At 41.1% G+C, this 17,141-nt stretch carries 9 protein-coding genes; 2 read left to right on the forward strand and 7 right to left on the reverse strand.

Going from position 1 to position 17,141, the window contains the following annotated elements:
* Positions 1–260 precede the first annotated feature (260 nt).
* A complete protein-coding gene (locus ACGHVY_RS14400) occupies positions 261–1,721 on the forward strand; it encodes a catalase (RefSeq protein WP_308744454.1) in 1,461 nt (486 codons plus the stop codon).
* Between the two features lie 709 nt (positions 1,722–2,430).
* Here ACGHVY_RS14400 and ACGHVY_RS14405 read toward each other — a convergent pair.
* The 7 genes from ACGHVY_RS14405 to ACGHVY_RS14435 form a co-directional block, all read right to left on the reverse strand.
* Positions 2,431–4,029: a PCMD domain-containing protein gene (locus tag ACGHVY_RS14405; protein ID WP_308744453.1), complete on the reverse strand. Its 1,599-nt coding sequence runs from the start codon at positions 4,027–4,029 to the stop codon at positions 2,431–2,433.
* A complete protein-coding gene (locus tag ACGHVY_RS14410; protein ID WP_390599690.1) occupies positions 4,029–4,886 on the reverse strand; it encodes a hypothetical protein in 858 nt (285 codons plus the stop codon). Before ACGHVY_RS14410 ends, ACGHVY_RS14405 begins: the two co-directional genes overlap by 1 nt.
* A 7-nt stretch (positions 4,887–4,893) precedes the next feature.
* Positions 4,894–5,586, reverse strand: a complete 693-nt coding sequence (locus ACGHVY_RS14415) for a hypothetical protein (protein ID WP_390599691.1) — start codon at positions 5,584–5,586, stop codon at positions 4,894–4,896.
* Between the two features lie 57 nt (positions 5,587–5,643).
* Positions 5,644–7,875 carry a DUF4493 domain-containing protein gene (locus ACGHVY_RS14420; RefSeq protein ID WP_390599527.1) on the reverse strand — a complete coding sequence of 744 codons (2,232 nt, stop codon included), beginning with the start codon at positions 7,873–7,875 and terminating at the stop codon, positions 5,644–5,646.
* Between the two features lie 16 nt (positions 7,876–7,891).
* Positions 7,892–9,154 (reverse strand): DUF4493 domain-containing protein, encoded by a 1,263-nt coding sequence (locus ACGHVY_RS14425; RefSeq protein WP_308744449.1) that lies wholly within the window; start codon positions 9,152–9,154, stop codon positions 7,892–7,894.
* Positions 9,155–9,167: 13 nt separating this feature from the next.
* Positions 9,168–11,621, reverse strand: a complete 2,454-nt coding sequence (locus ACGHVY_RS14430) for a DUF4493 domain-containing protein (RefSeq protein ID WP_390599528.1) — start codon at positions 11,619–11,621, stop codon at positions 9,168–9,170.
* Between the two features lie 225 nt (positions 11,622–11,846).
* Positions 11,847–14,822 carry a PEP/pyruvate-binding domain-containing protein gene (locus ACGHVY_RS14435; RefSeq protein WP_390599529.1) on the reverse strand — a complete coding sequence of 992 codons (2,976 nt, stop codon included), beginning with the start codon at positions 14,820–14,822 and terminating at the stop codon, positions 11,847–11,849.
* A 170-nt stretch (positions 14,823–14,992) separates the two neighbouring features.
* Between ACGHVY_RS14435 and ACGHVY_RS14440 the strand changes: the two genes are divergently transcribed.
* A complete protein-coding gene (locus tag ACGHVY_RS14440; RefSeq protein WP_390599530.1) occupies positions 14,993–17,104 on the forward strand; it encodes a prolyl oligopeptidase family protein in 2,112 nt (703 codons plus the stop codon).
* Positions 17,105–17,141: the final 37 nt, after the last annotated feature.

Raw genomic sequence — 17,141 nt, forward strand, 5'->3', positions numbered from 1 at the left:
CAAAGGAAGAACGGGAGTTTTTTTATGCAATTCAAACAGACCTGTCTCCCGTCTCTCAGCCCAATTATTCCGGTGAGAAAAATAAATAGCAGCCGGTAGATACATTTATTCATAGTTATTCTCTATCTTTAGATAGAAATTATCTGTTTGACAGACAAGCAAAACAAGCCTATCTTTGTTACATATTACAAACCACGGAATAAAAGGATAAGGGAACTACGGTTTTAGTTATGCTTAGCTTCCGACTAAAAAAACTATTTATGGAAAAGAAAAAACTTACTGCTGCGAACGGACGGCCCGTCGCCGACAATCAAAACTCGCAAACCGCAGGCCAACGCGGACCTGTGATGTTACAGGATCCCTGGCTTATCGAGAAGCTTGCCCATTTTGATCGTGAGGTGATTCCGGAAAGACGTATGCACGCCAAAGGTTCAGGAGCTTACGGAACTTTCACCGTTACCCACGATATTACGAAGTACACCCGTGCAGCTATTTTCAGTGAAGTCGGAAAGCAAACAGAATGTTTCGTACGTTTCTCTACGGTAGCAGGGGAACGTGGAGCCGCTGATGCGGAACGCGATATCCGTGGTTTTGCCATGAAATTCTACACAGAGGAGGGAAACTGGGATTTGGTTGGAAACAATACACCTGTATTCTTTTTACGTGACCCGCTCAAATTTCCAGATTTGAATCATGCCATCAAACGTGACCCCAAGACGAACATGCGCAGCCCCAATAGTAACTGGGATTTCTGGACGCTTCTGCCCGAAGCTTTGCATCAGGTTACTATCACCATGAGCCCCCGCGGTATTCCTTATTCTTATCGTCATATGCACGGATTCGGCAGCCACACTTATAGTTTTATCAATGCAGACAACCAACGTATCTGGGTGAAATTCCACCTGCGCACCTTGCAAGGTATCAAAAATCTGACAGACCAGGAAGCAGAAGCTATCGTTGCCAAAGACCGTGAATCACATCAACGTGATCTCTTCGAGAGTATCGAAAAAGGCGATTACCCGAAATGGTTATTCCAGATTCAGTTAATGACAGAGGAAGAAGCGGACAATTATCGCATTAATCCGTTCGACTTGACCAAAGTGTGGCCGCACAAAGACTTCCCTTTACAAGATGTCGGCATCCTTGAATTGAACCGCAACCCGGAAAACTACTTCGCTGAAGTGGAACAAGCAGCATTCAACCCGATGAATCTTGTAGACGGTATCGGATTGTCTCCCGACAAAATGCTACAAGGACGTCTCTTTTCTTATGGTGACGCACAGCGTTACCGTCTCGGAGTGAATGCGGAACAAATTCCAGTAAACAAGCCACGCTGCCCTTTCCATGCTTATCATAGAGACGGAGCAATGCGCGTTGACGGGAACTACGGTTCTGCAAAAGGGTATGAGCCGAACAGCTACGGCGAATGGCAGGATTCTCCCGATATGAAAGAACCGCCTCTCAAAGTAACAGGCGAAGTTTACAATTACAATGAACGTGAATATGATGATGACTATTACAGCCAACCGGGTGACTTGTTCCGACTGATGCCGGCAGACGAACAGCAATTATTGTTCGAGAATACCGCCCGCGCCATGGGAGATTCCGAATTGTTCATCAAACAGCGCCACGTGCGCAATTGCTATAAGGCCGATCCGGCATACGGAACAGGAGTTGCCAAAGCACTGGGCATTGATCTTCAAGAGGCTTTGAAAGAATAAGAAATAAAATGATGAATTAAACGAAAGACTGTCTTAAAATTCCAAGACAGTCTTTTTTGTATATTATTCCCGACAGTTATATTTCCTCTTGTGAATAGCCAAAGCATATCACCTTATCTATATTCTGATAAAGAAACAACCGCACTCTGTTTTTTATTCATTTCATGTACGGTTATGGACTAACTGTTTTCGGGCTTAAAAAAGAATAAAAGAACGGGATTATCCCCGATACATTTTAATAAATGCAGTAAAAAACATGTTTTTAGAGATTAAAAGCTTTTTGAACGATGAATTAGGATGTGTAAAATGAAAAATGTAAAATAGTTATTTGATTAATACATAGCATAATATACCTTATTATATTCTCAAACAATTCTCACTGCTATGAGAAAAAATACTCATCGCGATGAGAAAATATTCTCATAGGGATGAGTATTAATTCCTATCACCGTGAGAAAATGTTCTTATCACGATGAGAAAATATTCGAGTTAGTTTCATTCATTTCCGCACGGTTCACTCATTTCATCCTAGCCTATCGTTAAACTTATCACTCGTTCGAGAACTTGCATTCCAGCCTTTTGTTATAAAAACATATATACTAAAATAGAAGCTCTAAGAATTATAAACAAATAGTCTTATCCTAGCAAAATCTGGTCTGTTTTTTCCTTTTAAACCAACGAAAAACGTATATTTATCTCTTCCCAAATATTAATCATCATAATCATACTCCAAACTAAAATCATCAACCCACAAAGTACTACCATCTCCCCCTGTAAAGTAATCACCATACTTACTTGCCGTACATACTAACACCAGATATTTAGGAACACGACTAGTAGAACGGTAAACTAAAGGTAAATCCAACTCCGTATATTGAGGTATAGTTTTCCCTGAAATAAATTCCGCATAAGCAATGATATTCGAATCATTCTTATCGAACAATTTACGTTCACTCTTTTTAGTTCGAATTTCCACAGGCTCATCCCAATCACCTAAAGCGATATAAATATGACAAGAATCAGGTCTACCTTTCAAATAACTAAATTCAGAAGTTGATTTGTCGATAGTTACACTTGTATATTTAATATGTCCTTTCAAGCGAGTTGGTCGTTCTGTAAATGGCTTACCAAAACTAAGAACTCCATCAGTAACATCTGTTCTTAAATAATCTCCGACAAACAAGTTACCAGCAGCAAATTTTAACACAATATAGACAGATTTCAACTGTGCAGCCTTACCCGAACCATTCCATGTATCAAGTACTGGAATCGTATTACTGGTACCAACAGTGGTAGCACCTTTGTTACCCGTATCCCAATAACCTTTCTCCATTCCTTCTGCCCATGGTTTCCAAAGTATCTTGTTATTTCCCTTATCCTCTTTACTCCAATCTTCGAACAAACTATTCGGAATTTCGACAGCCTTTCCTGTTGTAAAGGAAAGTTCTGTACCATAATCAATTCCAGAATAAGCCCGACAAACATATTCTGTCTCCGCCTTCAAATGAGGAATACGTGCAATAAATGCCGCCCCATCAAATGTTATATAAGATTTATCTACCTTTTGCCATTCAATAGCAGAAGCCTCACGGATTTCAAACCCATTATCCGCTCCTTCAAGACCTTCACCATATAACCATGCTACATTCACCCATCCATCTGCCCGCTTCGTGTCAGCATTTTTATCTTTACGATAAGCACGCACTTCCCACTCTTCTTCAAAGAAATTTTTATATTTCACTAAGATTTTAGCAGAGGCGTAATTGGAATATACTGTCCAATCTAAAGAAGGAATTTCAGTACTTCCATTATAAGTAGAGCCGACAGGTCCCAACTTCAGTTCAAGCAATTGCAGATCTTTCCATTTTGTATCTTTTGTCACATAAGCCACAGCCAACCGCTGTTCCTCATTAATTTCAGATACCCCAACCTGATTTTGGAGTTTATAAGTCCGGTCTATATTACGGTTGGCAAGAATACTCCATTGATAATTTTGATAAAGTGACAATGTGACCTTATAAGGAGTCGTCAAATCAATAATATCGTTCACCGCAAGCGTACTTTCAGCACCTTCCGTCACAGTAAAGGCAGTGACTTGAACTTTTTTCAAGTCCTGCGTCTCTTCTATATTAAGTGTAACTGTACGGTTATCTTCGGAAATGACAGCATTCCCTCGTTGTCCAGTCACTTGCATTTCTACAATAGACAATGCAATCTGCGGGTATCCTATATCATTTTTGATACAGCTTTGCAGTAAACACACAAATACTGCGCTAAGAAATAAATTATATATAATACGCATCACCATTACATGCAAAAAATTAAACCAATATTTATATTAAACAGATTGATCTTAAAATCAGCACCGCTAGACCGTCGTTTCCCAGTTTCTCCCAAATTATTGCTTTGTTTCTCCGACCTATATTTGAAACCCACAACTCCAAAAGAAAGCTCTGCACAAACATTCTGTGTTATAAAAACAGCAACTCCCGGATTGATACCCAAATGCAATTCATTTATCGTCGTATCCGTCCGCTTATATTCCGCTCCTTCTCCTCTGGCAAAACTTGATGTCCCATTCAAATATGTTAATGTCGTCTCATTAAATAATCCGAATAATTTCCCCCTATCAAGCCCGACATACGAACGATGGAACAAACCAAAAGAATAAAGATCCTCCGCATACCTCATATTACTCAACGAGAAATCCGACTCTTCATCAATATTAAGCGATATATTTCCTAAATCAGCAATTGTATGATTATATCCGAGCTTTACTCCAACCACAACATTATCCTTTATTGCATAACCAACAAAGGGCTTAACAGAAAACGTCTTAAAGTTACAATCAAAATCCTTTAGCATGGAGAACAGCAAACGACTGTCGTCACTATCAAAATTAACATAGGAGAAAGTGAGACCACCGATCCATTTTTTCTTAGGAATAAACCGGTAACTCACAATTCCACGGTCAAAACGTCCTATTGGTTTTATACGAACCAAGTTAGTGTTCTCCACAATATCTTTATCTTTCTTTCTCTCCAATTCCGCTTTATCCAAATAAATGGTATCACGTATTATAATTGTATCCCGTTGTTGTGCCGAAAGTGTCTGTACTCCAGCCAACACAACCATTACACATATATAGATTAATCGACTCATTATTCCTTCCTTATAAATAGAATGCTATACCTAATCCAATGGAGAATAGGTTAATTTTAAAGTTTGCCGAACTTGACGAACGCTCTCCGATATATACTTGATCTGTAGTCTGTTTTACCTTACTAAAATCTAGTCCAAGTACTCCAATACTGACCTCGACTGCTGTAAAATTGTTTATAAATGCAACAATACCAGGAGCAACTCCCAAACCAAAATCTGTAGTCTTTGAGTAAGTTCCAGTCAGCGAAGTATTATCCTTCGTAACGATCTTGGACTGACTTCCACCGACTTCCAACCTCGTTTCTGCAAAAAGAGCAAAACGCCTGCTTGTTCCTAAGTTGATATAATTTCGAAGAATCCCAATAGCACCATATGTATGCTTCAATTGATACATATCATTCACATCAAATTTAGTATCCTCGTCAAGATTCAAAGTCACACCATCTAATTTTGTTAATGTACGCCCATAAGAGAAACGCCCTCCGGCAGCCACATTATCTTTAAATGCATAACAAAACATTGGGCTCACCTTAAAGGTATATCCATCCGAATTAAAACCGTCAATTACCAGGAATTGGTAGTTCTGCTCGTTGTGTTCGGAATAAGAAACCGAACTACCCACAATCCATTGTCCTTTCGGAACAAAAGTACGAGCCTCTATATTACGTTTAAACTCTTGTGCCTGTGCAGTCATCCCCGCCATTAACAAGATATATATTAAAAACTTTTTCACGTGCAATATTTATTTGATAATCAACAGTTAATATACAAGTTCTACATCATCTATCCACATAATGCTTCCCACGGCCCCGGCAAAATAATCTCCATAACGACTAGATGAAGCAACCATCACAATATATTTGGGCAAACGAGTGTTATCACGATAATTCAGAGGAATGACAATTTCTGCCATTTCAGCGTCTTCGCCAATATCCTCCGTAAAGATACGCTCACCATAGGCTATTATATTCTCATCATTCGGATCAAAAGTACGTGTATTTTCCGGATGATTAAAATCTGTCTGCGCAACGACAGCCCATTCATATCCTGGAATATATTCACCACCCGTTCCAGACCAATCACCTATAGCCACATAAATGATTCCCTGATCTGGCTCCCCTGAAATCAATCCTTGCTCAGGCAATGGGTTAGTTACCGCTTTAGGACGATACTTAACATAGACACGTAAAGCTGACGGACGAGCAGTAAAAGGACGCCCCCAACCTAAGACACCATTTCCTTTCAATCCATCCATTATTGTTTTCAAATATCTGCCAGCAAATAGATTACCTGCTGCAAACTGTCCGATCCCCAAAACTTTGGCATCTGTTGAGGTTAACTTGGCAGAATATTTTCCACTATGTCTAATAGAAGCATCGGCAACCGTAATATCAACACTCGCAGATTTGGAACCATGATTTCCTGAATCCCAAAAAATATCACTTTCGGCAGATGAAGGCGCAATATAGGTAGGAACACTTCCCGACCAATATTCAAAACTACTATTTCCCAATTGCAATGCTTTTTCCGTAGTGAACGTACAGACAACTGTAGATAGTACATCACCATCCATTAATTGATATTCATACTTCGTGTCAGAAAGCAATCCTGTCACAGCAGACACACTCTGAACGTTCTGTCCGTCACGAACGGCATCTACTATTTTCCAGTCTTGTTCATCCGCCTTACGATAGCGGAAGGCCAATATACCTTGTGGCTCACGACCGGGAAGAACACTACCATACAAAGTTGCTTTTGTTGCCCACACTTCATAGACCGGAACAGGCTCTGTTTGTACGGTAGCATTTGAAACTACCATCTTCCAGTTTGCTGTACGCATCTTATTATTTGCGTCTGTCGCAGTTAAACTAATTGCATAAAACCCTTCGTTAACCGTATATTTTCGAATCAAATCAGCAGACAGAGTCAGATTCAATGCATATCCTTTGGATTCTGCTTTTTCATCAATCAGTATTCCACCTGCTGTCAACTGAGTTTTTTGTTCCTCTGTCAGATTTTTCAAGTCAAAAGAGTTTTCACTTGTTGCCAAAAATTCAGGAAACTGTTCAGATGAAAGAAGTACCTGTTGCAAAGCAGAAGAGCCAGTAATATTTATAGTAACATCCGAACCACTTTCAGTAGCAACATAACTTGTGGCATCCAGATTTAAAGTTTCATCTCCATATTTAGCAGTAAATACCGGGCGACGGTAATACATAACCTCTTCTTCAATGATTTCCAACGGAGTGGCATCCACTTGTAAATGTAAAATAGCTCCTCCGGTATCAGGATTTCCCACCTCAATATCCTTATATTCATAAGTCAACTGATAAAGAGTGGCTGCTTTTGCTTGTGGAATAGTATCAATCTGTGTATACGGACGTCCTGCAATATCAGTTGCCGAAAATGTACAAAACAAAGTATCACAATCGGCTGGAAGAGAAAAATATCCCATTGCTTCCAAATTATCCGCATTAAAATCCAATATTCCATTTTCTGCCTTTACGGCTATTGACACAGCATATTCTTCTTTAAAAACAGTTTTCAAAGATTCACCAAAAGCAACTTTTGTTACTGTGTTCGCAATATTGCATATTACATCTACCGGGGTTACTTTTGCTCTTTCGACAGTGAAAGGTTTAACTCCCTCATAGAACTTTTTGGTAAACGATGCAGCCACAGAATCTCCGGCAGTCACCCGTACCCGGTATTCACCGGAAGGCAATGTTATTCCTTCTTCCGGAAGTTCTGCCGTGCCCAAGTATTTACGAATCAACTTATCCGTATCATAAATTCGAATTTTACAATCTTTTGCCAAAGCACTTTCTTCATCAACAGTCAGAGAACGAGTAACAACCACCTGCAAGTCATTTTTCATCTGTACCTCCAAACGAAGCGTACCTTCTCCGCCATAGCCTATATTTTCATCACTCTGACAACCAGTTAAAGCCAGTAGAGATAAAATGATATATTTATTTATCTTTTTCATCATACTCCTTTACTTCATTTTACTTGGTATTCAACGTCAAAGTAGCTGTAGCAGATGCATTTGTTACATCTTTCACCGTAATCTTAAACTGATGCATGCCATGATATACCTGCAACAGTGGAACAAATTTTGTAATATTAAAAGGTACCGTCTCTGTTGTTTTCACTTCATCTCCAACCGGGAAACCTAATGAAATCAAGTTATTTTTATGATCCTCATCTGCCGGCGGGTTTGCCAAATCAAAGGATGTAGCACCAAACAACTCTACTACAGCCGCCACAAAATCGCTATCAGTACTTGTAATCTCCACAATCACATTCTTTATTCCTCTGGAAGCCAACAAATTCACAACAACAGGACCATCAACCTCTTCATTATAGTCATTTGCATCAATTGGAGTATTCAAATCAAAATTCTTATTACCACTTGTCACAGTAGGGTCAGTACCTTCCTTATCTCCTCCTGATGGAAAGTCGTCTATTCCCTCTTCCTTTCCGGGATGAACAGAACCATCCAACTCTACAATATCACAGGTAACATCATACTCAACGGACGGATTGACAACTCCTCCTGTGCCCGGATCACCATTAGCATCCCGCAATGTATAAGTAATAATCAACTGAGAGCCAATATTTATATTAGGAAAGGATTTATTAATTGGCACATCTAGTTCATCATCAAGCTCACCTATAAAGTTCGCATCAATTACATTACCACTCGCTTCCGCAGGAAAATAACCGGCACGAGTTTCATCTTTTTCAAAATTAAGAGAGTATTTATTATTAACAGTAACTTTAATATTAGCCTCATCCCCCAACAATTTCCTGAAATTCTCATCATATTGGATAGTCACCATGATACAATTCAATGTACAGTTAACCGTTTCAAGATTAGTAATCTGATCTTTCTGAATCTCAAAATTCTTCGATCCTTCACAATAGGGTTCATCAAATAAAGCTGTATCAACATTAGGAGCATGAGCTATCACTTTATATTTTCCCACCTTTAACTGAAAAATCTCAGGAAGCTCACTATATTTCCATTCCGAAACCAAAGTTTCATCTTCTGCATTATAGATGCCTACTATATAATTACTGGGATCTACTGTTTCAGCACGAGATACTGGAGTAGCATTTACATTTACCGACAGTCCCATAGAAGCCAAATTCACTTGTCCATAATCATTGGACTCTTTTCCAAAATCCATGTTTTCGCGATCACATGAAGTAAGTATATGCATACTCAAGATTAAAACGATTATTATAGATACTATTTTATTCATAGCACAGTTTTTTTTAATTATATTCTAACTTTATATTGTCAATATACAACTGACTTCCAATATATTCACCATCACTTAAATTCATTCTTGAAGGTACCTTGAAATATTTGTATTCTGTTACAGTTCCTGATTTGAATAATATATACAAATGGGTAGCCTGATGATGAACATCAACATAGTTTAGCTGAATTTTCTTTGGGGTATATTCAGCAACAATCCCCCCTTCTTTAAGATATTCATCCGCTAATACTATTTTATTATCTCCCTCTCTATGTTCAACAATCACTCGAATTTCAAAATTATCATTACTTTGTTGTTTACCCGACGCAGGAGTATACTTATAATAGAAAGATAAAGCCGCAGGACGAGAAACAAAAGCATAAGGAATGTAGGTACTCTCCGGACTTTCTGAATATTCTCCTAAATAAAGATAACCAGGATCCACTCTTTTCATGCTTCCATCCCAAAAAGGACCTGGAGCTGTGGTTCCTTTACCCCAACCTATAGTTCGTATTAATGCTGCATAATCTCCTTCATAACAATCAGCAGTCTGAATCGTACCGGAATTTGCGATATAAGCATAAGCACTGGCAATACCTCCACCACCATCAGCAGTAGTTTTCTCATTAATAGTATTCCAGCCCTTAGAGCTTTCACTATTCCATGGGAACCATTTACGCCACCAGTCATTTGTTCCGGTTTCATAAGACCACTCTTCCATATTGGCATTAGGAAGCTGCATTTCTTTTTCCGTATGAATCGTCAAAAGATTAGAAGTTCCAACAATATCACCTTCTTTATCTCTATTTACAAATCGACAAATCAATTTTTCGTTCGATGGAAGGCTTTTCAAATATATTTCTGTTCCCGATAACGAATAATCCGCAGCACTCCAATTTCCTTTTTTAGAATATTGAAAATCCCAGCCTGTTTCCACCACCTTATCTACCTGTAGCGTTGCTTTATTATTCCAAACATCACCAGGATAAGCCAAACTAAGTGTATATAATGGAGATTCAACAGTACTTTCTACCGACTTCATCCGACGAAGGTAGTTAGCTTCTATTTGCATTACGGAAGTCTGTGACTCAGGCAAAACAAAAGTCAGTTGATGTTGTTCCTTATCAGAGTTTATTTTCTTTGGAGTAATAGCTTGCTTGCTATCACCTACCTTCAACCAATAATTAACTTTTAATGGATCTCCATCAAGCGTCATATTCACATTCACTTTGGTCGTACCATAAGCAATTGTAGGTCCAGTAGTAATTGCAAACTTATTATCCAGACTATTCACTTTGAGAGTCAACGGTTCTTCATTGGTTTTTGAAAGTATATCAACCGCATTTAAAGTGAAAAGATGTTCTGCGTCCCCTTCTTTATATTCCAAGAAAGGGATAACATTTGTAAAATCAATCATCGCTATCTTATCCTTCTTGTCACTTAGACCTACGATTTTCAATCCTAACCCTTGCATTTTTTCTAAAATCTCGGCAGGCACATTAGCCAAGTCCACCGACTCCGGCCATCCTTGCTCAATCAAAGTATTGGAGTGAGTTGTCAAATTACAATGGGCAATCCCACCAGCCGCATTCAAATATGCGTAAATATGTGATGATTCTGCACTTTTACCTTCAACAACAGACAATGCTTCTGTCCCAAATCCATTCGCTTTCAGATAAGGAGCCGGAGCACTTAACGCTTCGTCAGAAACATCAATTGTTATTGGTTCCTGATTTGGAATATCGTCACTGAACGATATATTTACCATTGATGAACCTGCATCCACATCAAGCGTCAAAATATAAGCATGACGGGCTTCTGCAAAAAAAGTTTTTGCTTGCACAGTCACTTCCTGACTGCTACCTTGCTTTTTGCGAAATGTTGTACGGACTTGCAGCTCTCCTGGTTTAAAAAATCCATAACGTTCTTCTAATTTTTCATACTTAACTATATTATTTAAAGAAGAAGTAACCTCGGAAGAGTAAGAAGAAAAGAATTCTTTAAAAGCATCCGTATAAGCAATCTTTAGTTTTGCATTCGCTAAATAGCAAGTCACTTTCACATTAGTCGTTTTTCCTTTCGATATAGTAAACGATTGATTACCTTCAAAATATGGTAATTCGAATCCTTCATTTTCGACATCACTATACGAAGCAACTGCTGTATAATTTCCCGGACGAAGTGTAAGCTCATCATCAGACCGAAAATCTGCCAAAGTAGCCCATTTCCCACGAAGAGTTTCTCCTTTAAATATGGAAAAAGAGAAATCATTTACATCAGGAACTCCCTGTTCTGTTCCGTCACCCACCCGAGTATTGGTTCCCACTACCACCTCGGGATTTGCATTAACCTGTACATGTAATGTCCCACTTCCTTCACTACCTTCATCACGTTCTGAAGAACAAGAAAAAAACAGAGGCAAAAGACATATACAAAAAGCTAGTTTTACTAGTTGTCTGTTACTCATCTCTCTAGAATCTCTAAAATGTATAAAACTGAACGCAAAAGTACAGTTTTACTTCTTTATAATAAAGTATCCAAAGAAAGTTTTATTCCCCAATATGAAAAAAGGGACACAAATAAGTTTACGTATCTAAAAAAATGACTATTTTAAAGAGGTAAAACACAAAAGTTCTGTCTTTCATATGAAAAACAGAACTTTCCTTATTCAAGTTGAGAGTGTTAACAGAACTTATTTGTCGATACCCGGCATCAGGACGACTCCGAGCTTTTTCTTCCCGTCCATCTTGACAATCATCGGTTTTTCAAAACGGACGTGACGAAGGTATTTTGTTTCTTCCACTGCCGGCTGCGCGTTGAGAAATTCCTGATTATAAACCCCATCGTTCATAAAGGCATTGATGGTGAAATAGCCTACTCCAAAAGAAGTCAAGTTCTGGAAGAAGTGCGTGCCCTGACTGGGGTCTACGCGATAGTTGGTCAATCCGGCTTCTACGATTACACGGGCGGCGGAGATATGCGGCCACTTCACCGGGATACCCAACCATGTGTCACTGCTTCCCCAACGTCCCGGCCCGACAAGGACATAATTCTTGCCTGCGTCCAGGAATTGCTGGTTTATCTTCTCTATCTCCCAGGCAATAGCCTGATTATTCGAAGCACTGTAACCGTCGGTCTTGACATAGACAACATCACAAATGTCATTCATAACGCCATGTCCCAATGAGTTATACGAACGAAGCACTACATCCTCATCCGGTATCTCGTTCAAATCTTCATCCAACATCTCTTTACTATCTACGATAGGCCGGATTTGCAAGAGATAGAAAGTACCCGTTTTATCTTGCTCACGGCTCAGCGTAGCCGCAAACTCTATCTCAACGGGACGACGCATTTCCTGCTCACCATATTTCAACACTAATTGAAGAATACGTGCCAACGGAAAAACATCATGTTGAAGGATATTAGCAAACGTAATCACTTTACGGCCGCCCGGATACAAGCCATCCCTGATAATTTGGTCATACGGGTCATATGTAGAAGCGATGTAGCGCAAAGCGCCGTCATTTTCCGCCTCTTTCACATGAAGTTTCAAGAGGTTGAAGCCGTCGTCGATAGAGAAATCATGCCCTGCGTTCTTCAAGTCCAAAGCATAGAAACGGGTTTGTGTTTCTTTCAGGGCTATTTCCATTTCGCTGGTTTGTAACACCTGATTCGGATGATAAGGAGAGAAACGGAGAGTCATGCCACCGTCCACAATATACTTTCCTAATCCTAAAGCCAGGTTTACCGTTCCTTCTTCCGCCTTTTCATCGCCTAACGGATAATAATTCAACGAACGGGCTACGCCGGACATGGAAGGATAATAGCGGTCGCCATACTGATTGCCCACCACTTCCTGCAAGATTACAGCCATTTTCTCCTGGTCGATAACATTTGAAGTAGCCTGCATATACGCTTTGCTGTCGCGGAAATATACCGAAGCATACACTCCTTTGATAGCATCGGAAAGCATACGCAACATCTCATAACGGTCGTCCAGATAAGGAATCATATATGTATTGTAGATTCCGGCAAACGGTTGATAATGAGAGTCCTCTAATAAAGAAGAAGAACGGATAGCAATCGGAGACTTCACTACATCGAAGAAAGTGAAGAAATCCTCTACCAGTCTGTCCGGCAATTTTGCTTTCAGGAAATATCTCAGAATCACATCGTCGTCTGCATCCGAAAGGGCAATCTGATACAAATTATTAGTATCCATAAATTCATCGAATACGTCGGTACAGAGCACCACCGTCTTGGGAATGGCAACCCGCGCATTTTCAAACTCGTCAAACTCTGGATGACGCTTCACCATATTGTCGATAAAAGCCAGTCCGCGCCCTTTTCCACCTAATGAACCGTCACCGATACGGGCAAAATTGGAATAACGGTCGAAACGGTCGCGTTTGAAGACCGCCACGACCCCTTGATTCTTCATTTTGCGGTATTTCACGATAGCTTCGAAGATAATGCGACGATGAGCATCCACATCCTGAAGACTGCTCCAGGTGATAGGCTTCAAGAACTCCGCCACAGGAAACATAGCCCGCGAATAAAGCCAGCGGGACACGTGATTACGGCTAATATGATACAGGAAAGATTCGGCAGGCACGGCAAACAGGATATTCTGCAACTCTTTCAGATTACGTACGTGCGCTATCTCCTCACCCGTCTCGGGATTGCGGAAAACAAAATCACCGAAACCGAAATTGTCGGAAACGATGCGGCGCAAATCAACGTCCATCTTCTTCGAGTTCTTATCAATAAAACTCGCACCGTATTTCGCTGCATAAGAAGAGTTTTCCGATTCGGAAGACTGGATAATCAAAGGTACAAACGGGTCGTTCTTCCGTATCTCGGCACATAACTTGATACCTGCCAGACCGTCTTTCTCTCCCCGTTCCACTTTCGGGAAACGCACGTCGGTAATTACACCTAATATATTATTCTGATATTTGTGATAAATCTCCATCGCTTCCTGATACGTACGCGCCAACACGATTTTAGGACGCCCGCGCATACGAAGCGTACGCTGGTGTGCATTCAGAGCTTCCGTAGAAAATTCCTGGCTTTGCTTCAAAACGAACTTATACAGGTTCGGAAGAATGGAAGAATAGAAACGGATACCATCCTCTACCAACAGAATCAACTGCACACCCACTTCCTGTACGTCATGCTCCAAATTCATTTTATCTTCCATCAACTTAATGATGGACACCAACAAGTCGGTATTGCCCAACCAGCAGAACACATATTCGAACGCGCTCAAATCCTCGTTGATGATTCGTTTCGTGATACCATGACTAAAAGGAGTCAGGATAACGATAGGAATATGCTCATATTTCTCCTTGATATGCCGACCGATGTCAAAACTGTCGTTATCTCCCGTGCCCGGCATACAAATCACCAGGTCGAATGACATACTTTCCAACTGCGCCAACGCTTCCTCTTCCGTAGACACCTGCGAGAACCGGGGCGGATAACGCAGAGATAATGAAGTATATTCATTGAAAATCTTCTCATCGATGCGTCCGTCATCTTCGAGCATGAAAGCATCATAAGGGTTGGCTATTAACAACACGTTAAAAATTCGCCGGGTCATTAAATTAGCGAATTGCGTATCTTTGAAGTAAAGCTGGTTTAATTTATATTTACTGAGCATAAAATAATTCTCCTTTCTTATTCAAGTCGTCATTCTTCAAAATCACATTTTGCAAAGTTAATTCTTTAAATCTCATTTTCCACCATCTTCTTTATAAAGTTTACTTGTTTATCTCTTATTATTTTGTAGATTTGTAACTTTAAGTTTATTCAAAAAGACTTTTTATTCACATGAAAAAAGTAACTTTATTAATGAGTGGAATCATGGTGATGTCATGCGCTCCCCAGCAGAAAAAGCTGCTCTACCCCGAGACGGCAAAGGTAGACACAATAGACGTGTATTTTGGCACGCAAGTACCCGACCCTTACAGATGGTTGGAAAACGACACCAGTGCAGCTACTACCGCCTGGGTAGAAGCACAGAACAAAGTGACGAACGAGTACCTGAGCCAAATCCCTTTCCGGGAAAACCTCTTGAAACGATTGACGGAACTGGCCGACTATGAGAAAATCAGCGCCCCAATCAAAAAACATGGAAAATATTACTTCAGCAAGAACGACGGTTTGCAGAACCAGAGCGTATTCTACGTACAAGATTCTCTGGACGGTGAACCCCGCGTATTCCTCGACCCGAACAAACTGTCGGAAGACGGCACAGTAGCCCTCACAGGCCTTTACTTCTCCAACGACGGCCAGTACGCAGCTTACAGCATTTCACGCAGCGGCTCGGACTGGTCTGAAATTTATGTAATGGACACCGAAAGCGGCAAACTGCTGGAAGACCACATCGAATGGGCTAAATTCACCGGTGCCGCCTGGCAGGGAGACGGCTTCTATTACAGCGCTTACGATGCTCCAAGCAAAGGAAAAGAGTTCTCCAACGTGAACGAAAATCATAAAATCTATTACCATAAAATAGGTGAACCGCAATCGAAAGACAAACTGGTTTATCAGAATCCGGCTTATCCGAAACGCTTCTACACTTCCAGCACCAGTGAAGACGAACGCATCCTCTTCCTGACAGAATCCGGTGCCGGAAGAGGAAACAATCTGTTCGTCCGCGACCTGAAAAAGCCGAACTCCCCTTTCATCCAACTGACTACCGACCTCGACTACCAATACTACCCGATTGAAGTAATCGGTGACCAGATTTATATCTACACTAACTATGGCGCACCGAAAAACAGAATCATGGTAGCCGATATCAACCGTCCCAAACTGGAAGACTGGAAAGAACTCGTCCCCGAATCGGAAGCTGTCCTTTCCAATGCAGAAGTGATTGGTGGCAAACTATTCCTTACCTACGATAAGGACGCATCCAACCACGCCTACGTTTACAGTCTCGACGGCAAGCAATTGCAGGAAATCGAATTACCGTCACTCGGCTCTGTAGGTTTCAGCGGTAACAAGGATGACAAGGAATGTTTCTTCGGATTCACTTCTTTCACCATCCCCGGCGCTACCTATAAATATGATATGGACAGCAACACCTACGAACTATACCGCGCCCCGAAAGTACAGTTCAACTCGGACGACTTCGTGACCGAACAAGTGTTCTATCCCAGCAAGGACGGTGTGAAAATCCCGATGTTCCTTACCTATAAGAAAGACCTGAAGAAAGACGGCAAGAATCCCGTATTCCTCTACGGCTACGGTGGCTTCGGCATCAGCCTCAACCCAAGTTTCAGCGCCATCCGCATCCCGTTCCTCGAAAATGGCGGAATCTACGCCCAAGTCAACCTTCGCGGTGGCAGCGAATATGGCGAAGACTGGCACGTAGCGGGAACCAAAATGCAAAAACAGAACGTATTCGACGACTTCATCTCTGCCGCCGAATACCTTATCGACCAGAAATATACCGACAAGGACAAGATAGCAATCGTAGGCGGTTCCAACGGCGGTCTGCTGGTAGGTGCCTGCATGACGCAACGCCCCGACCTGTTCCGCGTTGCCATCCCGCAAGTAGGTGTAATGGATATGCTCCGCTACCACAAATTCACCATCGGCTGGAACTGGGCAAGCGACTACGGGACAAGCGAAGACAGCAAAGAGATGTTCGAATACCTCAAAGGCTACTCTCCGCTGCACAACCTCAAACCGGGCACTAACTATCCCGCAACCCTCGTCACCACTGCCGACCACGACGACCGTGTAGTTCCCGCTCACTCATTCAAGTTTGCCGCTACCCTGCAAGCAGACAATGACGGCACGAACCCCACACTCATCCGCATCGACAGCAAAGCCGGACACGGTGCCGGCAAACCGATGGCGAAAGTGCTGGAAGAACAAGCAGACATCTACGGATTTATCATGTATAACCTGGGAATGAAGCCGAAATTCTAAAGCGCGACTTTCTATTTGCAAACACATAGAAGCCCCG

The organism is Bacteroides sp. f07 (genome assembly GCF_042854785.1).
In the GTDB taxonomy this organism is placed as follows: domain Bacteria; phylum Bacteroidota; class Bacteroidia; order Bacteroidales; family Bacteroidaceae; genus Bacteroides.